Source organism: Candidatus Dechloromonas phosphoritropha, from assembly GCA_016722705.1.
Lineage (GTDB): Bacteria > Pseudomonadota > Gammaproteobacteria > Burkholderiales > Rhodocyclaceae > Azonexus > Azonexus phosphoritrophus.
The window spans coordinates 770,967-793,847 of the sequence record JADKGN010000004.1 but is presented as its reverse complement, the minus strand read 5'-3'; the positions used below and the strand labels follow the sequence as shown (position 1 = coordinate 793,847).

Sequence of the window (22,881 nt, the reverse complement as noted above, 5' to 3'; positions counted from 1 at the left end):
CTGGGCCTGTTTGTCACCTGTTTTCTCCTTGGCATCGTCGCGGTGCCGTCTGGCGTTGGCGGCGGGGTCCTTACGTACCGATCATCGGCGGCTTTTTCCCTTTCATCTTGACTTTGTGCGCGGCGCCGGGCTGCTGGTCGCGCTTGGCCAGCGCCCTGGTGGCCGGAGACGGCAGCCGACCTCGTGGCCATCGGCCGTCAGCGCTATCGAAGGTTTCCCTTCGGCAAGGCAGGGAATATGCGGGACATCGTGGGATCGACCGATGTGCCAACGCTGATCGTTCCGCAAAGCTGATACGGCCGATCGCGGGTGCCATGCCGGCATGGCGACTGGCGCAAACATAACCCGATCGGGATATCTGCTTCACCCGTCGTGGGTATGCACGGAACCTGCCTGTGCGTTCCTGATGATGCAGCGCAAGCTTCAGTTCATAATGGCTCATTTTGTATATCCGGACAGTGGGAGATGAATTATGAATTTTGACAAGGAACTCAACGTGCGTGGCTCTTCCTGCCCCTTGCCGATCGTGAGGACCAAGTAATCGCCGGCGGACATGACCAGCGGCCAGGTGCGCAAGATGATTGCCACCGATCGTGGCGCGATAACGGACATGCAGGCGTTCGCCGACCCGACGGGCAATACCCTGATGTCTGCCGCCGAGGAAAACGGCGAATACCTCTTCTTGATGAAGAAGAAATAAGCGTCAATTGAATCAGAAAGCAAAGGAGGAAAGCATGACCAAGAAAATGGCGATCATCGCCACCAAGGGCACCCTGGACATGGCGTATCCGCCATTCATCCTGGCGTCGACCGCCGCCGCTCTGGGCTACGACGTTCAGATCTTCTTCACCTTCTATGGGCTGCAATTGCTGCGCAAGGACCTTTCCGCCGTCAAGATCAGTCCGTTGGCCAATCCGGCGATGCCGATGCCCGTTCCGATGCCGGTGATGGTGCAAATGCTGCCCGGAATGGAAACCATGGCCACCATGATGATGAAGCAGAAACTCAAGAAGCATGGCGTCGCCACGCTGGAGGAGTTGCGCGGTCTCTGCCTCGAAGCCGACGTCAAGTTCATCGCTTGCCAGATGACCGTAGACCTGTTCGAGTTTGACAAGAGCGAATTCATCGATAATGTCGAATACGGCGGCGCGGCAACGTTCTTCGGATTTGCAGGAGAAACGGATATCTGCCTGTTCATCTAGGGCCGGCGCTACCAACCGGGCCATTCCCGAACCATGAAAAGCACTCCAAGAAAACTGGACCACGCGCTTCGCCACCTTCATCAGGCGGCAGAGATTAAGGACCAGCAGGCCGGAAATTACTCAGTAAACGCGGGAGCACCATGACCCAGTCCTCCTTCCAGGCGGCAATCGCGGCCTTTGACCAGGCTAACGGCGAAGATCCGAACAAGGAACAGCATCAGGGCGAGGCAGTTCCCAAGGAACTCCTCTATTCACTACGCATGGGCGAGATGCAGGAGCGTTATGTGCCGGAAGCCTCGGAAGCCGTCAAGCTGGCAGTGCGCGCCCAGCATATCCAGCGCTGGAAGATCGCGCGCAGCGAATTTCCGATGGACCGCCAGGGCTACCTGCAATGGCGCACGCGCCTGTACGGATTTCACGCCCGGACCGCCGGGGACCTGATGCGCCAGGCCGGCTACGATGAGGGAATGGTCGAGCGCGTGATGGCGATCGTCAGCAAGAAGGGACTCAAGGTCAATCCGGAAACGCAGACGATGGAAGACGTCGGCGATCTGGTCTTCATCGAGCATTACATGAACAATTTCGCCGCGAAGCACCCGGAATACAGCGAGGAAAAGTGGTTGCAGATCATCAACAAGACCTGGCGGAAGATGTCGCGGCGCGCGCATGAATTCGCGCTGTCCGGCGGGATCTGCCTGCCCGAGGCGCTGGTGCCGCTGATACTCAAGGCGGTGCAAGGCTGATGGACTACCTGCCGGCGTTTCACGACATCAGGGGCAGGTTGTGCCTGGTGGTCGGCGGTGGTGAGGTGGCCGCACGCAAGAGCGGCGTGCTGCTCGAAGCGGGCGCCCGCGTGCGTGTCGTTGCCCCCGAGATCGAGCCGGAACTGGCCGGGCAGCCCGGGGTCGAGGCCATCGTTGCCGACTTCGCGCCCGAGTACCTGGACGGCGCCGTGCTGGTCATCGCCGCCACCAACGACCGCGACGTCAATCGTCAGGTCTCCGAACTGGCGCGGGCGCGCAATCTTCCGGTCAACGTCGTTGACGACCCGGAATTGTGCAGCTTCATCATGCCTTCGATTCTTGACCGTTCGCCGCTGATGGTGGCCTTCTCGAGCGGCGGCGGTTCCCCGGTGCTGACGCGCATGATGCGCGGCAAGCTGGAAGCCGTTATCCCGCAGAACTACAGCCGCCTGGCTGCCTTTGCCGTGCGCTTCCGCGAACTGGTCAAGGAGCACGTGACCAATCCGCCCAAACGCCGCATCTTCTGGGAAAACGCGCTGGACGGCGCAGTGGCCGAGAAGGTCCTGGCCGGCGACGACAGCGGTGCCGAGGCCATGCTGCGGCAGATGCTCGCGGACGAGGACAACACCTTGGCCGGTGAGGTCTACCTGGTTGGCGCCGGCCCTGGCGACCCCGACCTGCTTACCTTCCGCGCCCTGCGCCTGATGCAGAAGGCCGATGTGGTGGTGTACGATAATCTGGTGGCAAAGACCATCGTCGACATGACGCGGCGTGATGCGCAGCGCATTTTTGTCGGCAAGCAGCGCGCCAGCCACACCATGCGCCAGGAGGAGATAAACGAACTGCTCGTCCGCCTGGCCAGGGAAGGCAAGCGCGTAGTCCGCCTCAAGGGTGGCGACCCCTTCATCTTCGGACGCGGCGGCGAGGAAATCGAGACGCTGGCGGCGCAGAATATCCCCTTCCAGGTCGTGCCCGGCATCACCGCGGCGGCCGGTGTCGCCTCCTATGCTGGCATTCCGCTCACCCACCGCGACCATGCCCAGTGCTGCCTGTTCGTTACCGGCCACCTCAAGGACGGCAAGATGAACCTGGACTGGAGCGCGCTGGCCAGACCGAACCAGACCGTCGTGGTCTACATGGGCCTGCACGGACTTGACACGCTGTGTGAAGAACTCGTCCGGCACGGCATGCCCGAGACCACCCCGATCGCTATCGTCCAGCAAGGCACGACGCAGAACCAGCGCGTCTTCACCGGCACGCTGGCGACGCTACCCGGCATCGCCGAGCGCGAAAAGCCGCAGGCGCCGACCCTGATCATCGTTGGCGGCGTTGTCACCTTGCATGAAAAGCTGGCCTGGTTCCATCCCCAGACGGTCGAGAAATAGCCGTTGTCGAGGTAGGTTCAATGTTCACCGGACTGGTTGACGCAGCACAGACCGGCGACCTTGCTGTCGCGCAGCGACTGTTGAGCAAAGGCTCTGATGTTTCGCTGGCATGAAAATGGCGCGCCCCCGCCGATGCTGGCTTCGAGCGCCGGTGAGTGTGGCGATGCTTGTACTGCTTGTCGCGCAGGCTCACGAAACCCTCGGGGCCAGCGCTGTTGAACTGGATCAGGTGCGTCATGTCGGGGATGACGACTTCGGGGTTCCGTCGTGCTGCGGGGCAGCCCAGAGACGCCGAGGATGGCGGTGAGCAGGGTTCCGCGCATCGTCCAGGAAAGTTGCCCGAAAGAGAGCAAAAACCGTTGACAAGCCCGCCCTTCTGTTCCGATTTACTCACAGAACTTCTCTCATGCCGATTTTCGGAAATTTGCTGCGCAGTTTGCCGGACCGCTTTGCCGAGAATCAAATGTTACGGGATAAATATACATTTAATCAATGAGTTGTAGAGTAGCTCAAAACTCGTGCAGGAGAGAGAAAGTGCTTGTGGGACGCCAACTTACGGGTAATCGTCGGGAATCATTCACAGACTTATCCACAGATTTTGTGGATAGATTGGAAAGTCGACAACAGGGCATCGGATTGGGTATCAAAGTTAATGTGATCTCTCAGGTTTTCAGGCTGATAGTTGCTGCTGCGGAGTAACTGTTTCGCCAGAAACAGGAGTTGCCACACAAGGTCGCAGGTCGCCTTGTAAAGGCAACGATCGTTACTAAACTGGAATTGGCGGTCCGCTCTGATTTGCAACACTTCCGGTCAGGCTCTATCCATCCAATGACCGGGCGACACGGACCGGTGTCATCAGCGGATCGGTCACCAACATGATGACCGGGAAGGGCCGCTTCGTGGTCGAGTACGAAGGTCAGGTCTTGAGTGGTGAAGCGACTCGCGTAGTGGAGGACGAAAAGCGGGGTGTGGCGAGTGCCTACAGCCCGGGGGGAATCTTCATGTCCTGCGAGTACCAGTTGAACACGCCGTATCAGGGAGCCGGAACCTGCACGTTTTCCAATGGTGCGAAGTACCAGATGCACATAGGTGGCTGAAGGCACGACTCTGACTGGCGGTCGGCGATGCTGCGCCGGTCCCGTCGGTCCGCGAGCGACGGGAAGCAGAGCGAATCCCGCGAACGGGGGTATTTTGCTGAACTCGGCGTTATGCCGTTGCTACTTGACGCGCATCCCCGGCTGGGCGCCCGCGTCGGGTGACAGGAGGAAGATGCCCGGAGTTTCGCCGGCGGTGTCCGAAGCAGCCAGCACCATGCCTTCCGAAAGACCGAACTTCATCTTGCGCGGCGCCAGGTTGGCGACCATTACGGTCAGCCGGCCGACCAGTTGCGCCGGATCGTAAGCCGATTTGATGCCGGCGAAGACGTTGCGCGTCTCGTTGTTACCGACATCGAGCGTCAGGCGTACCAGCTTGTCGGCACCGTCCACCTGCTCGGCATTGGCGATGCGGACGATGCGCAGATCGACCTTCATGAAGTCGTCGATGTTGCAGAACGGTTCCCACGGGCTGGCCGGCGGCACTTCGGCTTGCTGGTGCTGGGCGTGGCGCTGCGGTGATTGCTGCTCCGGCGTCGGCGCCAGCGACTCCGTGTTGGCCGCGACCAGCTTTTCGATCAACTTGGGATCGACGCGCGTCATCAGGTGTTCGTAGGTATTGATGCCGTGGCCGGCGGCGAGCAGGGTCCGGGCGTCGGCCCAGGTCAGCGGGGCGATGTTGAGGAAGGTCTCGACCTTTGCCGCCACTGCGGGCAGGACCGGCTTCAGCAGCACAGTGAGCAGGCGGAACAGGTTGAGCGCATTGCTGCAGGCGGCGTGCAGTTCGCCTTCCTTGCCTTCCTGCTTGGCCAGTTCCCAGGGCTTGACGCTGTCTACGTACTGGTTGGCGCCATCGGCCAGTAGCATGATTTCACGCATGGCTTTGGCGAACTCGCGTGCCTCGTACAGCTCGGCGATGCGCTCGGCGGCTTCCTGAATAGCCCGGATGGCAGGCAGGTCGGCAGTGGCCGGCGCGAGTTGACCGTTGAAGCGCTTGCTGATGAAACCGGCCGAGCGGCTGGCGATATTGACGTATTTGCCGACTAGGTCGGAATTGACGCGCGCGGCGAAGTCCCCAAGATTGAGGTCGATGTCTTCCATGCTTGCCGACAGCTTGGCTGCATAATAATAACGCAGCCATTCCGGGTTGAGGCCGGTGTCGAGGTAACTCTGGGCGGTGATGAAAGTGCCGCGCGATTTCGACATTTTTGCGCCGTCGACCGTCAGGAAGCCGTGCGCGAAGATCTTGGTCGGCGTCCGGTAGCCGGCGTGCTGCAGTTCGGCCGGCCAGAACAGGGCGTGGAAATAGAGAATGTCCTTGCCGATGAAGTGAACCATCTCAGTCGTCGAATCCGCCTTGAAATACTCGTCGAAATCGAGCCCGTTCTTGCTGCACAGATTCTTGAATGAACCCATGTAGCCGATCGGCGCATCAAGCCAGACGTAGAAATACTTGCCCGGCGCATCGGGAATCTCGAAACCGAAATAGGGCGCGTCGCGCGAAATGTCCCAGTCAGTCAGCTTGTTTTCGCCCGGCGCGCCCAGCCATTCCTGCATCTTGTTGGCGGCTTCGTTCTGCAGCACACCGTTTTCCTTGCTGGTGTACTGGCGCAGGAAGGCCTCACAGCGGGGATCGGAGAGCTTGAAAAAATAATGTTCGGAACTGCGCAGTTCCGGCTTGGCGCCGGAAACGGCCGAGTACGGCTCGATCAGGTCGGTCGGCGCATAGGCTGCACCGCAGACTTCGCAGTTGTCGCCGTACTGGTCCTTGGCGTTGCACTTCGGGCATTCGCCCTTGATGAAGCGGTCGGGCAGGAACAGTTGCTTGACCGGGTCGTAAAACTGCTCGATGGTGCGCGTCTCGATCAGACCGGCGGCACGTAATTTCAGATAAATGTCGTTGGCGCAGTCGCGCGTTTCGTCGGAGTGGGTCGTGTGGTAGTTGTCGAAACCGACATGAAAGCCGGCGAAGTCGCGAGCATGTTCGGCATGGACGCGGGCAATTAACTGTTCCGGCGTGATCCCTTCCGTTTCGGCGCGCAGCATGATCGGCGTGCCGTGCGTGTCGTCGGCGCAGACGTACCAGCATTCGTTGCCGGCCATCTTCTGGTAACGCACCCAGATGTCGGTCTGGATATATTCGACCAGATGGCCAAGGTGGATGGCGCCGTTGGCGTATGGAAGTGCGGAGGTGACGAGAATCTTGCGCGACATGGGTGGGCGGCCGGAACGAAAATAAGCTGCGATTTTACCGCGAGCCTCTCGCCAAACGGGCTTTGCAGTATACTTTAGCAAAATGCTCGGGTATTTCCCGGCTATACATCCCAAACCGGAGTTTCCATGAGTCTTACAGAACAGCAGATCAAAACCGCCCTCGCTGCTGCGGTCGATCCCAATACTGGCAAGGATTTCGTCGCCGGCAAGTCGCTGAAGAACATCAAGGTCGATGGCGACGACGTTTCCTTTGACATCGAGCTCGGATACCCGGCCAAAACCCAGATCGGCGTTATCCGCAAGCAGGTGATAGCCGCCGTGCGCACGCTGCCGGGAGTCGGCAACGTTTCGGCCAACGTCTATGCGAAAATCGTAGCCCACTCCGTACAGCTTGGCGTCAAGCTGGTGCCAGGTGTCAAGAACATCATCGCTATCGCTTCTGGCAAGGGCGGCGTCGGCAAGAGCACGACGGCGGTCAACCTGGCCCTGGCGCTGGCTCAGGAAGGCGCCAGCGTTGGTATCCTCGACGCCGACATCTACGGCCCGTCGCAACCGCAGATGCTCGGTCTCGTCGGCCAGCAGCCGGAATCGAAGGACGGCCAGAGCATGGAGCCACTGGAAGCCTACGGCGTGCAGGCGATGTCGATCGGTTTCATGGTCGATGTCGAGACGCCGATGGTGTGGCGTGGCCCGATGGTGGCGCAGGCCCTTGACCAGCTGATCAGCCAGACCAACTGGCACGATGTCGATTACCTGATCGTCGATATGCCGCCGGGTACCGGCGACATCCAGTTGTCGCTGGCGCAGAAGGTACCGGTGACCGGCGCGGTGATCGTCACCACGCCGCAGGACATCGCGCTGATCGACGCGCGCAAGGGCCTCAAGATGTTCGAGAAGGTGAATGTCCCGATCCTCGGCATTGTCGAGAACATGAGCATCCACATCTGCTCCAAGTGCGGGCACGAAGAGCACATCTTCGGCGAGGGCGGCGGCGAGCGCATGTGCCAGGATTACGACGTCGATTTCCTCGGCAGCCTGCCGCTCGAAATGGCCATCCGCGAGATGACCGACAGCGGCAAGCCGACCGTGGTCGGCGCGCCCGATTCGCGCACGGCGGAGATCTACCGCGGAATCGCCCGCCGCATAGCGGTCAAGATCGCCCAGAAAGCCAAGGACATGACGTCCAAGTTCCCGAATATCGTCGTGCAGAACACCTGATGAAGTGGTGATTTCCTTTTTGTCACCGCGCCTTGTCGCATCAAGCTGAAATGAGCCTGCCGGGCGTTGCTGCGGTCAACCGGAAAAAGTAGCCAAAATCGTCGGCGGCCCAGACAGGAACATCAGCCTGCCCCATCCGAAATTGAGCTTTGGGCGCGGTGCGTGTCGATCTGGTGGCGCTATCTGGCAAGGTGAATATGACGGCTGACTCGCGGGGGCTGTACCGGATCGATGCTTCCGTCAAGGGGGTTGGTGAGCCCCTTCGTGATTCATCGCCAAAACGGCATTGACGGCTTGGAGGCTGGGGTATTCGGCAAGCCAGGACGTAAGCCATTGAGTAGGGTGGAGAAAAATTGTGCTGACCACCAAAGCGCGATATATTATTTGCTACTATTTGAAGGCACTTGAGGAAAGGTCGATCATGCGAGTCATTGCCCCCCTGATCCTGCTCATCGCGCTCTTCGGCTGCGCCTCCTACGATGGCAGAGGCCTGAAACCCGGAATCAGCACCACGGCAGATGTTGTCCAACTGATGGGGACACCGGCCATGCGCTGGAACGAGCCCGGTGGTGGCGAACTGCTGGCCTTTCCACGCGGCCCCAGTGGAACCCAAACCTTCATGGTCAGGATTGCCGCCAACGGCACGCTCGCGAACAAGGAGAATGTGCTTGACATGCGTCATTTTGCGCAGATACAGGCGGGTATGACCGAGCAGGAGGTATTACGCGTCATCGGTCCCCCGTTCCCTGGGTGGACAGCGTCCTACCCGGCGCGCAGCGAACTGGTCTGGGAGTGGAGGTATTGCAGCGAGTACAGTGAAGCGTCCCGGTTCGACGTGATTTTCGACTCCGCGACGGGCAAGGTGAAGACCACTCAGAGCTATGTCGAATCGATCGGTCGCGGACACCCGACGTGCTGAATATCCGCGCCAAGGCCGCCACGGAGCAAGGTCCGGCCCGCTGAAGTCATCGCCGGGACGCGCGAACGTGAAGCGCTGTAAAGGGTCGGAGTAAGTTGTTTTTCCCCTGTTTCTGCGGTCGACCGCAGAAATCGCCCGAAATCGGCTTGTGTCCCCCGCCGTCGTGCACAACCCCTAATTTTTCCACCAAAGCCCTGCTCTAAGGCGGGTAAAATCCTGCCTTAGCTTTTTGCAGCGCGGACGAGAAAAAATGGCCATCAAATCAGACAAATGGATACGCCGCATGGCAGCGGAACACGGCATGATCGAGCCGTTTTCACCGGAGATGGTGCGTGAGCAGAATGGCCAGAAGATCGTCTCCTACGGTACATCCAGCTACGGTTACGATATCCGCTGCGCGCGTGAATTCAAGATATTCACCAACATCAACTCGACCGTGGTGGACCCCAAGGCCTTCGATCCCAAATCGTTCGTCGAGATCGAGTCCGACGTCTGCATCATTCCGCCCAATTCGTTCGCGCTGGCGCGGACCATGGAGTATTTCCGCATTCCGCGCTCGGTGCTGACCATTTGCCTCGGCAAGAGTACTTACGCACGCTGCGGCATCATCGTCAATGTGACACCTTTCGAGCCGGAATGGGAAGGCTACGTGACGCTGGAATTCTCCAATACCACGCCGCTGCCGGCCAAGATCTATGCCGGCGAGGGTTGCGCCCAGGTTCTGTTCTTCGAGTCCGACGAGATTTGTGAGACCTCGTACAAGGATCGGGGCGGCAAGTATCAGGGCCAGGTCGGCGTGACGCTGCCCAAGATCTGATGCCGGGGGGCGCGGCCAGAAGGTTTCATTCCGTGACCCGATGCGGCGGGTTACTGCTTATCAAGGATTCAACATGCGCTTCCACTTTCCCGTCATCATCATCGATGAAAATTACCGTTCCGAGAACACCTACGGACTCAGCATTCGCGCCCTCGCCGCGGCGCTTGAGAAGGAGCGGCTGGAAGTACTGGGCGTCACCAGCTTTGGTGACCTGACCTCGTTCGCACAGCAGCAATCGCGCGCCTGCGCCTTCATCATGTCGATCGGCGATGAGGAACTGGCGCTCGCACCTGACCAGACCCTCGCCAAGTTGCGCGCCTTCGTCACCGCGATCCGCAACCGCAACGCCGAAATCCCGATCTTCCTGCACGGTGAAACGCGCACCTCGCGCCACGTTCCGAACGACGTGCTGCGCGAACTGCACGGCTTCATCCACATGTTCGAGGACACCCCGGAGTTCATCGCGCGCAACGTCAAGCGCGAAGCCCGCGCCTATCTCGATTCGCTGCCACCGCCGTTCTTCCGGGCACTCACGCACTACGCGGCCGACGGCTCGTATTCGTGGCACTGCCCCGGCCACTCGGGCGGCGTCGCCTTCCTGAAATCGCCGGTCGGCCAGATGTTTCACCAATTTTTCGGCGAGAATATGCTGCGCGCCGACGTCTGCAATGCCGTCGAGGAACTCGGCCAGTTGCTCGACCACACCGGGCCGGTCGCCGCCTCCGAGCGCAACGCGGCGCGCATCTTCAATGCCGACCACCTGTATTTCGTCACCAACGGCACGTCGACCTCGAACAAGATCGTCTGGCACTCGACGGTGGCGCCCGGTGACATCGTCGTCGTCGACCGCAACTGTCACAAGTCGGTGTTGCATTCGATCATGATGACCGGCGCCGTGCCGGTGTTCCTGATGCCGACGCGTAACAACTTCGGCATCATCGGGCCGATCCCGAAGAGCGAGTTCGCCTGGGAGAGCATCCAGAAGAAGATCGCCGCCAACCCCTTCGCCACCGACAAGAACGCCAAGCCGCGGGTGCTCACCATCACCCAGTCGACCTATGACGGGATTATCTACAACGTCGAGGAAATCAAGAAGGAACTCGACGGCAAGATCGATACCCTGCATTTCGACGAAGCCTGGCTGCCGCATGCCGCCTTCCACGATTTCTATGGCGACTATCACGCCATCGGCGCCGACCGCCCGCGTTGCAAGGAGTCGATGGTTTTCGCCACGCAATCAACGCACAAGCTGCTCGCCGGCCTCAGTCAGGCGTCGCAGATCCTGGTCCAGGACTGCGAGACGCGCAAGCTCGACCGCGTTATCTTCAACGAGGCCTACCTGATGCATACATCGACCTCACCGCAATACGCGATCATCGCCTCGTGCGACGTCGCGGCGGCGATGATGGAAGCGCCGGGCGGCACCGCGCTGGTCGAGGAATCGATTTCCGAAGCTCTCGATTTCCGACGCGCCATGCGCAAGGTGGACGAGGAGTGGGGCGCCGACTGGTGGTTCAAGGTCTGGGGCCCCGACGTCTTTTCCGAGGAGGGCGTCGAAGACCGCGAAGCGTGGATGCTCAAGCCGGGCGATCGCTGGCACGGCTTCGGCCAGTTGGCTGATGGTTTCAACATGCTCGACCCGATCAAGGCGACCATCATCACGCCGGGCCTTGACGTCGAAGGGAATTTCGCCGCCGACATCGGCATCCCCGCAGCCATCGTCACCAAGTACCTGGCCGAGCACGGCATCATCGTCGAAAAGTGCGGTCTCTACAGCTTCTTCATCATGTTCACCATCGGCATCACCAAGGGCCGCTGGAACACGCTGGTGACCGAGTTGCAGCAATTCAAGGATGACTATGACAGGAACCAGCCGCTGTGGAAGGTCCTGCCAGAGTTCGTCCAGAAGAATCCGCGCTACGAAACGGTCGGCCTGCGTGACCTGTGCGCCCAGATTCACGGGATCTACAGGCAGAACGACGTGGCTCGCCTGACCACCGAAATGTACCTGTCCGACATGGTGCCGGCGATGCGCCCGACCGATGCCTTTGCGCGGATGGCGCACCGCGAGATCGAGCGCGTGCCGGTCGATGCGCTCGAAGGCCGGGTCACCGCCGTGCTGCTGACCCCGTACCCGCCGGGCATCCCGCTGCTGATCCCAGGCGAGCGCTTCAACCGCACGATCTGCAGCTACCTGAAGTTCGCCCGTGAATTCAACGCCCGCTTCCCCGGTTTCGAGACCGACATCCATGGCCTGGTCAAGGGCGAGGACGGCACCTACTACGTCGATTGCGTGCGCTGAGGGTGACACTTCGATTTTTGCCACTTTTTGGCGGTCGACCGCCAGGTTGGCGATGTCAGACCAGTGCGTGAGGGTGTCAGTGAAATGTGAATCGACTACGGCCCTGGCTATCGTCGCTACTTCATCCAGAGTGGGTCGGCGCTGATCGTATTGCTGGTCGGGGGCGACAAGAGTACGCAGGATGGCGACATCAAGCACGCTATTGATGTTGCAAAGGAGTGGAAGCCGAGACTCAAAAATTCACGCGTTGGGACCTGGTCGATCACCTCAATAGTAACGAGGACGTGGCCTTATTCCATTTCCACACCAATTAAGCAATAATAAGTGCATCTCAATGAGATCTGAGGTGTGGCATGGGAAGGCCGTTCAAGGGAGAGGGGTCGGTAGCGGAGCAATCCTCTCAACTTAGTCCATAGTCATACGGCGGGTTTGTAAGCAAAGGACAGGTGAGGCTTTCGCTGGTTTGGCCGAGGTCGAGCACGATCAGGGATAAATTTCTGAAGGTTTTTGACGATTTCCGAGAAGATTTCCTTGGTAACTCGGGTGGTGATTTGCTGCACACCCGCCAAGACTCGGGGCAAGATACGACGTACGGTATTGAAGGCCATCGTCCGATTCACTCGCCATGGCGAATCGCTGGGCAGCCGCTCTTCCGCAGCCAGGTAGGTGGCCAGGGCATTGAGATTGTCACACACCATCTTGGCCCCAACATCCTGGCAGGCGGCCAGCCAAGTCAGGCCGGACGTGTGCTCCAGATTGAGCCGGTGTTTGATGCGCTTGAACGCCTCCTCGATACGCCAACGGCTGTGATAAAGGGCTGAGAAGCTTGTGGCCGGATACCGCGCGGTATCAAGCAAGGAGGTCATCAAGACCCGTACCTTGCCAGTCGGCGTCACCTGACGAATCAGGCGAACCATAGAAGGCAGACGCGGACACTCGTAATCAATGGCATCCTGACGATGCGGTGGCGGCAATGTCACCTGCGCCTCATCTTCTCCGGATCGCATGAACTGGGTGATGGCAGAAAAGGAAGCGGACGAATCACAGCGTATGCAAAAGGGGATACCTCGATGCAACAGCGCCGCGACCAACCAGGCACCCGGATACCCGCGATCAAGCACCAGCATGTCCTGAGCACCGAGTCGGTCAAGCCGCTCAAACAACATCTGACGTTCGCCGACCAGCGAACTGTGCAAAATCAGCGAGTCGAACAATTCGATCCCTGGCCGAAACAAACCGAAGATGGCCGCTTCTCGAATATGGCGGCGCCCTTCCAGGTCAAGCAAGGTCAGACGTACCTTCGATGCATCCGCCGCCAAGACCCGCAAGCCTTGCCAGTCCGGCTGCTGCGGAACGACCTCATCGACCAGGCGCAGCAATTCTGTATTGAGCGGCTCAAAGAGATTGGCGACCAGATGGCTGCGCGCCTTTGAGAAGGCACTGGCCGTGATCGCCCGACAAAGGCGGGTTCTTCCGGCAAGCAGGGCAAAGCAGGAATCAAGCTCCGCCTGAACTGCGCCGCGAATGCCGGTGAGCAGGAAAGCGATCAGATTCGTGAATGGCAATTCACGGTTTCGGGTGAAAAACCGAGGCTCGCGGCGGGCGGCGGCAAGGAAATTGGCGCCATGAATGTAGTCCGTTAGCCGTGAAACGATATTGGCATATTTAGGCCGTCATATAACGCCTATTTATATCAATTGGTTACATGCTCGATTATATCTTGGCGCGGCCAGATGGCAAAGTTGCCAAAATTAGATGACAGACCGCTAAGTCAAGAGGATTGGGTAGCGGAGGCGCTGAAGATTGTCAAAGAAGCCAAGAGTGTGGAACAACTGCGCCAGGCCCAAGCGGTTGTTCTGCCGTTGTGCTACGGTTTGAATCTTGAGCAGACCGCCGCGGTGATCGGCGTTTCGCTCAGTTGGGTCTCACGATTACGCAACGCGTTTCTGGCTGGACATCGGGTAGGCGGTGAATCGGAACCTGCACGAGGCGGACGCCACCGGGAGAATTTCACCCGAGCGCAAGAAGCCGAACTGTTGAAACCCTTTTTCGACCAAGCGGCCAAGGGCGGTATATTGGTCGTCAGTCAGATCAAGCCGGCCCTGGAGAAAGCGCTGGGACGCCCGATGGCGCTGTCCTCCGCCTACAACGTGCTGCATCGCAACGGTTGGCGCAAGCTGGCGCCAGACAAGCGACATCCGCAAAGTGATCCGACCGCGCAGGAGGCGTGGAAAAAAACTCCCCGACACCCTTGCCGAACTCCGGAGAGATTTCGCTCAAGGAACCCCGATCCGTCTGATGTTTCAGGACGAAGCGCGCTTCGGGCGCATCAACGATGTGCGTCGTGCCTGGGCGCCCCAACCCATTCGACCGTTGTGCCGGGCCATGCTCACCCACGAATACACCTACGCCTACGCGGCCGTCGATGTGGATACGGGCGCGCTTGACTCGCTGATCTTGCTGCACGTCAATACGCCGTGCATGCAGCTATTCCTCGACGAAGTGGCGGCACGCCATCCGATGGATCGGATCGTCATGGTCCTTGACGGTGCGGGCTGGCATGCCAGCCAAGCACTCAGAACACCCGAAAACATACACCTGCTACCGTTGCCTCCCTATGCCCCTGAACTCAACCCGGTCGAGCATCTCTGGGATGAACTGCGCGAGAAGTTCTTCCACAACCTGGCCTTCGATAGCATCGATGCACTTGAAGATCAACTCGAATCGAGCCTCAAAACCCTTGAATCAGAGCACCAGCGTGTCCGCTCAATCGTACACTGGCCGTGGATAGTTAATGCATTAACGAATTAGAAACGGAATTATACCTTGATGCCTGCCTTGACGAAGACCCCGGCGATGGCATGCTGGTTCGTGCCGCGTTCAGCGACATTGCACGGGCGCAAGGCATGGCGGAACTTGCCCGTGCTATGGGCATCACCCACGAGGGGTTGTACAAAGCGCTGTCGCCTGCCGGGAATCCGGAGTTCTCGACGATTCTGAAGGTGATCAAGGGACTCAAGATCAAGCGGCACGCAGCACCTGAGCGGGTCGCGGCGCAATCGGCTTGGTGTGAGTTACCTTGCACGTCTTGGGAATCGCTGGTTTATTCGTGACGCCGGCGAAGACAGGTGTTCAGCTCCTTGAGTTTTCTGGATTCCGGCTTTCACCGGAATGACGGATCGGGAGTGGATCAGCGCCGCCCTTGGTCATTTCGTGAGGTTTCTTGCGGTCGACCGGAAAAATGTAGTCAAAAAGGGAAATGACTCTGGTTCGTTGATTCAGTATTGAGTCAATCCGTCGGCCTGAGGCATGCCCATTAGATTCAAGACGTAGCAAGCAACTGACCAATCAATTGCCCGAAAACCGTGGTCTGAAAATCATCTAGCCGGTCTCACGCCGCCGCAGTTGTGGCGGGCTTCACGGTGCATCTGGCGAACACCACGGCGATCAAGAAATACGCAGGACTCAAGCACAGCGGCGACGAAACCGATGCGCGTTACCTCGCCCACCTGTTGCGACTGGGCATCCTGCCGACCGGAACGATTCTGCCACCGGAGCAACGCGCCGTGCGTGATCTGGCGCGCAAGCGCATGCAACTGGTGCGTAGTCGCACCGCGCATATCCTTGCCGTCGAGAACATCACGGCACGCCAGCAGGGTGCGCGGATCAGCAGCAACCAGGTCAAGCGCCTGACGGCCGAAACCGTCGATCAGATGCCGCTGCCCGGCGATGTGGCGTTGGCGATCAAGGCCAACGTCGCGGTCATCACGATACTTTCCGCGCAGATCGAGCTGCTGGAAAAGCGTCTGCAGGAAAAAGTCGGCGGGCGACCCGAGTACGGACTCCTCACCAGCGTGCCGGGTATCGGCCAGGTGCTGGCGACCACGATCCTGCTGGAAAGCGGGCCGATCGACCGCTTTGCCGCCGTCGGCAACTTCGCCTCCTATGCGCGCTGCGTCGATAGTGTGCGCACCAGCAACGGCAAGAAGAAGGGGGAAGGAAACACCAAGAACGGCAACAAGTACCTGGCCTGGGCCTTCGTCGAGGCGGCCAACTTCGCGCTGCGCTACTGCGCCGAAGCGAAACGGTTCTACGAACGGAAGAAGGCGAAGACGAACAACGTGGTGGCGATCAAGGCGCTGGCACACAAGCTGGCGCGGGCGTGCTTCCACATTTTGAAGGAGCGCAAACCGTTTGACGTGACGCGCTGCTTCGCATGAGTCATGACGGCGACCGCCGAGCCCGGATTTGGGGACTGGAGGAACAGCCATTTGGTCTGAATGGGCTGCCAAGTCGCCGTCACCGATTTGCGGTAACAACGGATCGCCCGCAACGCGAGCCAGCCAGGGATCGGCGCCGAGTTTTCGACAGCCACGGGTCTGTGATGAACCCATTGGACACGGTGCGGCACCAACGTTCTTCTTGGGCGGCGAAGCCGCCAGGGCGACAGGCCGCGTCATCGCCGCTCGCTTGATCCTGATGGGTGTCCCCCAAGAGGACTTCCTTCGGGGCGTCTGGCGCGATTCGTCGCAGCCATGATTTGAGAAAACGGGCGCGGTCGGCAACTACAAACGGGAGAAGAAATTGATACATGGCGGCTGGCGCCGCCATGTATTTGTTTGCTCGCTTGACATGGACCGGCTAATGGGTGTCCTCTGCTTACCCTTTTGCCTTTTTGCAGAAGGCCATCATGTCCCAATCGGTCGCGTCGGAAATCAGCCCCCAACCCTGAGTCAGGTTCACCGTCGCGGACATCCACAAGACGTACGCGCACGGCTTCAACGTGCTTAGATCGAAGTCGTGACCAACTGCACCGGATACTGCTGCGTCGACCGCGACGGGCGGAACGAACGAGAACGGCGCCGGTGGAACGGGAACGGGCGGTATGCCGAGACCGGTAGGGATGCCAGGCCCCTGCAACCAGAGCAGTACGCTGCCGAGGTAGGGGTGATAGCAGGTATAGAGTGCGTGGACGTGATCATCCTGTCCGTCGCAACCGCCGGCACCTGGCGCAATCATCTCGGCAATGTCAAGAGAACACACGCTGCGGGTCGTAAACGGGCCACCATCCCATTCAGAGTGACGAATATACTTGTAAGCCGTATTGCTGAATGCGATTTTGCTGAGGTTATTCGCCCAGACTGGTGTCACCGTGCTCTGCTTGCGCGCCTCGAAGAAAATCTGATAGGTTGGCTTTTCAGAGTGCGGAGGGATGCCCGCCGGAATCGCATTACCCGCCTCCAGACCTGGCGCAGGCAAGGTGAGATCGAAAGATTCGTTGGTGAATCGCCTCGTATCGAGGTTAGCCAGACCACCTTGCGGAATAAATCGCCCGCCACCGCCATTCGTCAGGTCGTTTTCGTGCGGCACCTTGATCCACCCGCCAGCCTGAACATCGGTGTTTACCGATACGCTTAGAGAGATTGCCGGAGGGGGCTGAGGGATTGAGTGGGTGGCGCCCGGGTTGTTGGCATAGTATTCAGTTGAACCCGTCGCCCAGTCTCCGCTTACTCCGAGCGATGGATTCCAATAACGGTACTCGAGCTGCCCAATCGGGGTCGCCTCAATCATTGTAGCGTCCACGTCAACCGGAACGAGTCCTGGATACTTGGCAATCTGGAAGCGATACTCGTAGGTGTTGCTGGACTCCCAGCCTGGAAGTATCCCTCTCAGCGGAATCGTTCTAGTAAACGCATAGCCTCCGGCCGTTGTCGTGCCGTCGGCCTGGAAGTCGCCGTAGATCGAGTCCACATGGTAGACGCCGACGTGTGTGAATAGAGGAATGGTGTCGCTTGGCGGGCAAACGCAGCGGCAAAAACGCCTGCAGCTCAAACGGCATAGCCAATAGCACAATTGGTGGCAGTAGCGCTCGAAGCCTAATTTCTTGACCAGTTCCGCGTAGGCTCCAGCATTTTCAGTTTCAACAGCATCAATCAGTTTCGCTAGCAGATCGGGGAGTGCGGCGAGGCCGGCCACCACTTTAGCGAATTCATACATTTCCACAAGCTCATGCTCAATCTGGGCAGATGGGTATGGACGACACAGCAAAATGCACACACGGACACAACGCCAAGTGCAGATCCAGTGACAGATCCAGTGGCAGTCACCCTGGAATCCTGCGCGCTCAAGGGCACTACGCACAATGTCGCAATTGCGCGCCAGCACACCTTTTTCTACAACGGCAAGTGTGTTCGTGTCTGCCACAAACCGGGTAATGGCCGCGCCAGCCTGTTGCATGGCCGCTATCAGATGAGCGCAGCCGATAACGTAATAGGGCTTGTCCGGCGCGCACAGAATCTCGCATATCAGCCTGCACCGGATCGAGCAGATCCAATGACAAATATAGTGACAATTCTGCTGCAAACCCAGCTCTTTGACGGTGACCTGGAATGTCTTTTCGTCGCGCTCAGTCACGGCGCCAACCAAACGGGCCAGTACTTCGTGGTTCGCTGTGATCTTGGCAGTCAGCTCACCAAACTCACGCAGATCAATGGGCGTAAGATCCTTTGGCGGTGGTCCGCACAGATCAAGGCAAATGAGCGCGCACTCCTTCGAGCAGAGCCAGTGACATACGAGGTGGCAACGTTCGAGCAAATCGAAACGGCTCAGGAGTTCGCGAAATTCCTCGTAATCCTGCGCCCGAAACGACTCGACCAATAGCCGGAATGTGGTTTCATCCTGGGTGATTTTACCCAGCGCCTCAGCTATCTGGGTGACGTCTTGCGTCATCCCTTGATTTCCAATTTCATCCATTTCTCTTCTCCTTTATAGTGGATTCAACCTCTATGACAGATATCAGCATGGTTTGAGCTGTACTTTCAGGCCGGCACGCGACCGTATAACGCCACCCCGCTTGTACCTATAGAGGACGCCTAAGTCAAGAAATTAATTGCCAGACAATAATTGCCTGGGTTTGAATAATTGGGGTCTGTCCCGAATGGCACTTACTTAACGTTCAACTCTTTGATGCAAATGATGAAACAGGCTGGATCGACGCGTGATAAGTTGGCGTCGCCAAACACCCAACCCGCCCACGATGAGCCAGCCCAAATGCATCCTATCCGCAGTACACGCGCACAGCAACACCGAACGGTCAAGGCCCACGCTGCCCAGAGCGACGCCTATGCGTTTTTCAACCTGTTGATGGGGCCGGAATTGTTCGATGCCGTGGAATCTGAACTGCAGCCCCACCGAGAAAGGCAATATCCCCCGACGGAGACGTTGTCGATGTTTCTGGCCCAAGCGCTGAGCACCGATCGTTCCTGCCAGAAGGCAGTCAATGACCGTGCGGTCAAATGCCTGGTTGGCGGCCTGGTGCCGGGCAGCACCCACACGGGCGCCTATTGCCGGGCGCGAAAGCGCTTGCCTTTGAAGATGCTCAGTACACTGGCGTGCCACGTGGGGCAAAGAGTCGCCACGCAGGCGCCGACAGCTTGGCATTGGCGGGGTCGTCCCGTCCGTCTGGTGGACGGGACGACCGTCGTAATGCCCGACACCTCAGACAATCAGGTCGTCTACCCGCAACCGACGAGCCAGAAGCCGGGGTTGGGTTTCCCGCAGTGCCGGATCGTTGGGCTCGTTTGTTTGGGTAGCGGGGCGGTCCTCAATGCCGCGACCGGCTCCTGTCGGGGCAAGGGCAGCGATGAGCAGTCGTTGCTGCGTTCGATATTCGATTCCCTGGAGCAGGGTGATTTACTGTTGGGCAACGCCTTCTACGCCACCTACTTTCTCCTCTGCTCATTACGCGAGCGGTGCATTGATGCGGTGTTTGAACAAAATGGCGCGCGGCAACGCACCACCGATTTTTGCCGAGGTCGGCTGTTGGGGCAGCGCGATCATCTGATCGTGCTGCCAAAACCCGCCAGCAAACCCGACTGGATGCCTCAGGCCGACTACGATCAGTCCCCCGAGAGTCTGACCGTACGCGAGCTTCGGGTCGGCGGCAAGACACTGGTGACGACATTGCTTTGCCCAAAACAAACCGACAAGACGGCCTTGAAATCGCTCTATCGGGATCGCTGGCACGTTGAACTCGATCTGCGCAACATCAAGACCACGCTCGGCATGGAACGACTGAGTTGCCTGACGCCTGCGATGGCGATCAAGGAAATCTGGGTCTATCTGCTCGCCTACAATCTGATTCGGTTAATGATGGCTCAGGCTGCGATGCTCTCCCACAGATTGCCGCGCCAACTGAGCTTCAAGCATACCGTGCAAATCTGGCTCGCCTGGGCACCCTTTGCGAGCCGTAGCCATCACAACATACACAGCGAACTATTCGTTTTAATCGCCCAACAACAGGTCGGTAACCGACCGGGCCGGATCGAGCCTCGCGCCGTCAAACGACGACCTAAACCCTATCCAATGCTCACCAAACCACGTAATCTCGCCAAAGCTATCGTCATGAAAAATGGACATCCCAAAAAGCTTAAGTAAGTGCCATTCAACTCAAACCCCACAAGATCACCTACTACCTGGAGAAACGGGATCCCGACTTCGACCGGAAGATGCATGAGGTGCTGATGGTCTACCGGGACGTTTCCCTCTACACCGAAGGCGCCGTTCATGATGGACGGCCGAACCCGATTTACACGGTCAGTGTCGATGAAAAGCCCGGCGTTCAAGCGATTGGCTTGACGGCGCCTGACCGGCCACCGGTTCCCGGCAAAGCGCCGACGGTGAGTCGGGATTACGAGTACGTCCGCCATGGAACCGTATCGATCCTGGCCGGCATCGACTTGCACGCCGGCCATGTGTTTGCCCAAGTCGAAGACCGGCACCGCAGCTGCGAATTCATCGGTTTGCTCCGTTCGATCGATGCGTACTACCCGCCGGAGGCCATTATCCGTGTCGTCCTCGACAATCACTCGGCCCACATCTCGAAAGAGACGATGGCTTACTTGGCGACGCGACCCGGACGTTTCGAGTATGTTCATACACCCAAGCATGGTTCTTGGCTCAACTTGATCGAATGCGCTTTCTCGAAAATGGCCCGGACCTTCCTCCGCCATATCCGCGTCGCCTCGATTCATGAACTCAAAGCGCGCATCCTGAAAGGTATCGATGAGATGAACGCCACCCCAGTTGTCTTTCGCTGGAAGAAATTTGACCTTGAAATCGCATAATACGTAATTATATTGATGGAACGATATACTAGAGCGAAGCTGGGTCAGTAATCAGCCGCAGCGGGCGCGTGACCAGCCGCAGCCGATTCAACCGCGGCAAGCCCCGAACTGGCCGCAGGCAAATCAACCGCGGCAGGCGCCTGACCGGCCTCAGGCAACCCAGCCGCAGCATAGGAAACGCCAGGATGAACGAGATGCTCAATGAGGTTCCAGAGCCTCCGCGCTCGGACATCATACTGGATGAAGGCCCGGCATGTTATTATGTATATCGCATTATCTCGAGCCGACTGCTTGCACGTCTGGCGCGAGCCGCAATTGATTCCATGAGTCGTATTCAACCGAATGAGATGAGAATTCCCGTGCCGGGAACCTTGCGAGGATACCGTTTGGGGACATTCCGGTTCGCTGTGACCGCACGATCGCATCGCCGTTCGCCGGAGCCGCAAATGGACACAGCGGAATCATTTCGGTGCCTGAGGAGAGCGTACTAAATGACCACTGCCCTGTTCTGCGACCAATGTGGAGCGCGCCTGCCGACATCGTCGGTGAAATTCTGCCCATCGTGCGGTGAGGCGCTGGAGCAGCCACCTGCAGCCGCCCCGTCCGGGAAATTGAGCTTCGCCCCGGCGGCTAATTTCACGTCCGAAGAGGAGTCGGAAATCGTTGACGAGTGGCGCGCCGTTCCCTCGGGGAGTTCGCCTCTTGGCCGCAGGGTTGAATCGGCTCCGCACGCTGCCTCGGAAGCCGAGGCGCAGGCATCTGTTGCCGTTGCCGAGAGGAGCGCATCGAGAAAGGTGTTCGCTTATGTCGCGGCCTCGGTAGTCGCGGCTTTTTGCGTCTGGTTCTATTTCACTCCGCACATCGCGGTCAACAACATGAAGTCAGCTGCCGAAGCGCGCGACGCCGCCAAGTTCTCCCTGTACATCGACTATACGGAATTGAGGGACAGCCTGAAGCGCGTGCTGACCTCCAAGCTCGTCAGCGAGACCAGCGGAAGAAACGCGGACCCGTTCGCCGCCTTGGGAGCCTCGATGGCTGCGGCATTCATCGATCCGGCAGTCGACAAACTAATGACCCCTGAGGGACTCGTGATGCTCATGGCAGGCGGGATGGTGCCGTCCGCCAAGCGGAATAACAAAGCGCCTGGCCTGAAGGCTGAGATCGACATGGCGATGGCTTACGAGAGCTTCAACAAATTCGTCGTTACCATCTGGGAGAAGGATAAGAAGGATGATACGGTCGGCCTAGTCTTCAATCGCGACGGCTTGTTCTCGTGGAAGCTGGCGGCGGTCCGCATGTAACTCCCGGCGGATCGTTCGCGGCGTGGTATTTGCCGCAGCCGCGCGCTTTTTCCGGCCCGTTTTTAAACAAATTGCATGACGCGTGTGATTGGTTTCGCTATAAACTCGTCACAATTCACGGGGTCAGAGAAATTTGCCTAAATTGCACGGATATCAATTTGTCTCTGCTCTCGATGGCACTACGCTAAGCTTCTGACATCTGATGTTTTCCATTTCACAACAAACAGTTGCCAACGCACAAGAAGGAGAGGCGTTGTCCCGGCGGAAGCCGGGACCCAGTATCGGTGCGTGATTCTGAACACCGGCTTTTGCCGGTGTGACATACGCCGGGGAATGGGCAGCGGAATGATTTCTCGATGCCTATGGCTTAAGGTGGTGCCATTGGTCTCTGCCCTCTTTGGTGAGCCGTCTTTGGAGGAAGTATTGACGAAAATTTCAGGTACCTTGCGCGACAGCATCGGTGCTGCGGGTATGGTCAGTAGACAAGGGATCAACGCCTCTCACCGCTTTGGTTGTTGGATGGTGCCAGGTAGTGCGTCCTCAACACGCGCACACGGCAAC

At 58.8% G+C, this 22,881-nt stretch carries 15 protein-coding genes and 3 pseudogenes; 15 read left to right on the top strand and 3 right to left on the bottom strand.

Annotated features, from left to right (window positions below):
* Positions 1–472 precede the first annotated feature (472 nt).
* The 5 genes and pseudogenes from IPP03_09355 to IPP03_09335 all read left to right on the top strand — a co-directional run bounded on the left by IPP03_09355 (position 473) and on the right by IPP03_09335 (position 4,427).
* Positions 473–700 (top strand): annotated as a pseudogene (locus IPP03_09355) (sulfurtransferase TusA family protein).
* Between the two features lie 34 nt (positions 701–734).
* On the top strand, positions 735–1,202 hold the full coding sequence (locus tag IPP03_09350; protein ID MBL0352850.1) for a DsrE/DsrF/DrsH-like family protein: 468 nt from the start codon (positions 735–737) through the stop codon (positions 1,200–1,202).
* 140 nt (positions 1,203–1,342) lie between these two features.
* Positions 1,343–1,945, top strand: a complete 603-nt coding sequence (locus tag IPP03_09345) for a DUF4202 domain-containing protein (protein ID MBL0352849.1) — start codon at positions 1,343–1,345, stop codon at positions 1,943–1,945.
* Positions 1,945–3,330 (top strand): uroporphyrinogen-III C-methyltransferase, encoded by a 1,386-nt coding sequence (gene cobA, locus IPP03_09340; GenBank protein ID MBL0352848.1) that lies wholly within the window; start codon positions 1,945–1,947, stop codon positions 3,328–3,330. Before IPP03_09345 ends, cobA begins: the two co-directional genes overlap by 1 nt.
* 875 nt (positions 3,331–4,205) lie before the next feature.
* A complete protein-coding gene (locus tag IPP03_09335; protein ID MBL0352847.1) occupies positions 4,206–4,427 on the top strand; it encodes a hypothetical protein in 222 nt (73 codons plus the stop codon).
* Between the two features lie 120 nt (positions 4,428–4,547).
* Here IPP03_09335 and metG read toward each other — a convergent pair whose 3' ends face one another.
* The gene (gene metG, locus IPP03_09330; GenBank protein MBL0352846.1) at positions 4,548–6,638 is read right to left on the bottom strand and encodes a methionine--tRNA ligase; all 2,091 of its coding nucleotides are present in this window, start codon (positions 6,636–6,638) and stop codon (positions 4,548–4,550) included.
* Positions 6,639–6,764: 126 nt separating this feature from the next.
* On the opposite strand from metG, the gene apbC reads away from it, so the two are divergent.
* The 4 genes from apbC (at position 6,765) to IPP03_09310 (ending at position 11,894) form a co-directional block, all read left to right on the top strand.
* The gene (gene apbC, locus IPP03_09325) at positions 6,765–7,856 is read left to right on the top strand and encodes an iron-sulfur cluster carrier protein ApbC (protein ID MBL0352845.1); all 1,092 of its coding nucleotides are present in this window, start codon (positions 6,765–6,767) and stop codon (positions 7,854–7,856) included.
* 421 nt (positions 7,857–8,277) lie between these two features.
* Positions 8,278–8,775 (top strand): hypothetical protein, encoded by a 498-nt coding sequence (locus IPP03_09320; GenBank protein ID MBL0352844.1) that lies wholly within the window; start codon positions 8,278–8,280, stop codon positions 8,773–8,775.
* A 250-nt stretch (positions 8,776–9,025) separates the two neighbouring features.
* A complete protein-coding gene (locus tag IPP03_09315; GenBank protein ID MBL0352843.1) occupies positions 9,026–9,592 on the top strand; it encodes a dCTP deaminase in 567 nt (188 codons plus the stop codon).
* Positions 9,593–9,665: 73 nt separating this feature from the next.
* Positions 9,666–11,894 carry an arginine/lysine/ornithine decarboxylase gene (locus IPP03_09310; GenBank protein MBL0352842.1) on the top strand — a complete coding sequence of 743 codons (2,229 nt, stop codon included), beginning with the start codon at positions 9,666–9,668 and terminating at the stop codon, positions 11,892–11,894.
* Between the two features lie 416 nt (positions 11,895–12,310).
* Here IPP03_09310 and IPP03_09305 read toward each other — a convergent pair whose 3' ends face one another.
* Entirely contained in the window at positions 12,311–13,525 is a 1,215-nt protein-coding gene (locus IPP03_09305) for an IS4 family transposase (protein ID MBL0352841.1), read from the bottom strand.
* A gap of 577 nt (positions 13,526–14,102) precedes the next feature.
* Here IPP03_09305 and IPP03_09300 point away from each other — a divergent pair.
* From IPP03_09300 to IPP03_09290, 3 genes and pseudogenes are all read left to right on the top strand, one after another.
* A pseudogene (locus IPP03_09300) lies at positions 14,103–14,462 on the top strand (transposase).
* A gap of 230 nt (positions 14,463–14,692) precedes the next feature.
* On the top strand, positions 14,693–15,007 hold the full coding sequence (locus IPP03_09295; GenBank protein ID MBL0352840.1) for a putative addiction module antidote protein: 315 nt from the start codon (positions 14,693–14,695) through the stop codon (positions 15,005–15,007).
* A gap of 294 nt (positions 15,008–15,301) precedes the next feature.
* Positions 15,302–16,114: an IS110 family transposase gene (locus IPP03_09290; protein ID MBL0352839.1), complete on the top strand. Its 813-nt coding sequence runs from the start codon at positions 15,302–15,304 to the stop codon at positions 16,112–16,114.
* A gap of 439 nt (positions 16,115–16,553) precedes the next feature.
* Here the strand turns inward: IPP03_09290 and IPP03_09285 are convergent, their stop codons facing one another.
* Positions 16,554–18,647, bottom strand: a complete 2,094-nt coding sequence (locus tag IPP03_09285) for a hypothetical protein (GenBank protein MBL0352838.1) — start codon at positions 18,645–18,647, stop codon at positions 16,554–16,556.
* Between the two features lie 297 nt (positions 18,648–18,944).
* Between IPP03_09285 and IPP03_09280 the strand changes: the two genes are divergently transcribed.
* The 3 genes and pseudogenes from IPP03_09280 (at position 18,945) to IPP03_09270 (ending at position 22,320) form a co-directional block, all read left to right on the top strand.
* Positions 18,945–20,330, top strand: coding sequence for an IS4 family transposase (locus tag IPP03_09280; protein MBL0352837.1), 1,386 nt, complete (start codon positions 18,945–18,947; stop codon positions 20,328–20,330).
* An 11-nt stretch (positions 20,331–20,341) separates the two neighbouring features.
* A pseudogene (locus IPP03_09275) lies at positions 20,342–21,019 on the top strand (IS630 family transposase).
* 611 nt (positions 21,020–21,630) lie between these two features.
* Positions 21,631–22,320, top strand: a complete 690-nt coding sequence (locus IPP03_09270; protein MBL0352836.1) for a DUF2939 domain-containing protein — start codon at positions 21,631–21,633, stop codon at positions 22,318–22,320.
* The last annotated feature ends 561 nt before the right edge of the window (positions 22,321–22,881 follow it).

Coding starts and splice junctions, on each gene's coding strand:
- IPP03_09350 (MBL0352850.1), top strand. CDS start 735: ATGACCAAGAAAATGGCGATCATCGCCACCAAGGGCACCCTGGACATG.
- IPP03_09345 (MBL0352849.1), top strand. CDS start 1,343: ATGACCCAGTCCTCCTTCCAGGCGGCAATCGCGGCCTTTGACCAGGCT.
- cobA (MBL0352848.1), top strand. CDS start 1,945: ATGGACTACCTGCCGGCGTTTCACGACATCAGGGGCAGGTTGTGCCTG.
- IPP03_09335 (MBL0352847.1), top strand. CDS start 4,206: ATGATGACCGGGAAGGGCCGCTTCGTGGTCGAGTACGAAGGTCAGGTC.
- metG (MBL0352846.1), bottom strand. CDS start 6,638: ATGTCGCGCAAGATTCTCGTCACCTCCGCACTTCCATACGCCAACGGC.
- apbC (MBL0352845.1), top strand. CDS start 6,765: ATGAGTCTTACAGAACAGCAGATCAAAACCGCCCTCGCTGCTGCGGTC.
- IPP03_09320 (MBL0352844.1), top strand. CDS start 8,278: ATGCGAGTCATTGCCCCCCTGATCCTGCTCATCGCGCTCTTCGGCTGC.
- IPP03_09315 (MBL0352843.1), top strand. CDS start 9,026: ATGGCCATCAAATCAGACAAATGGATACGCCGCATGGCAGCGGAACAC.
- IPP03_09310 (MBL0352842.1), top strand. CDS start 9,666: ATGCGCTTCCACTTTCCCGTCATCATCATCGATGAAAATTACCGTTCC.
- IPP03_09285 (MBL0352838.1), bottom strand. CDS start 18,647: ATGGATGAAATTGGAAATCAAGGGATGACGCAAGACGTCACCCAGATA.
- IPP03_09280 (MBL0352837.1), top strand. CDS start 18,945: ATGCATCCTATCCGCAGTACACGCGCACAGCAACACCGAACGGTCAAG.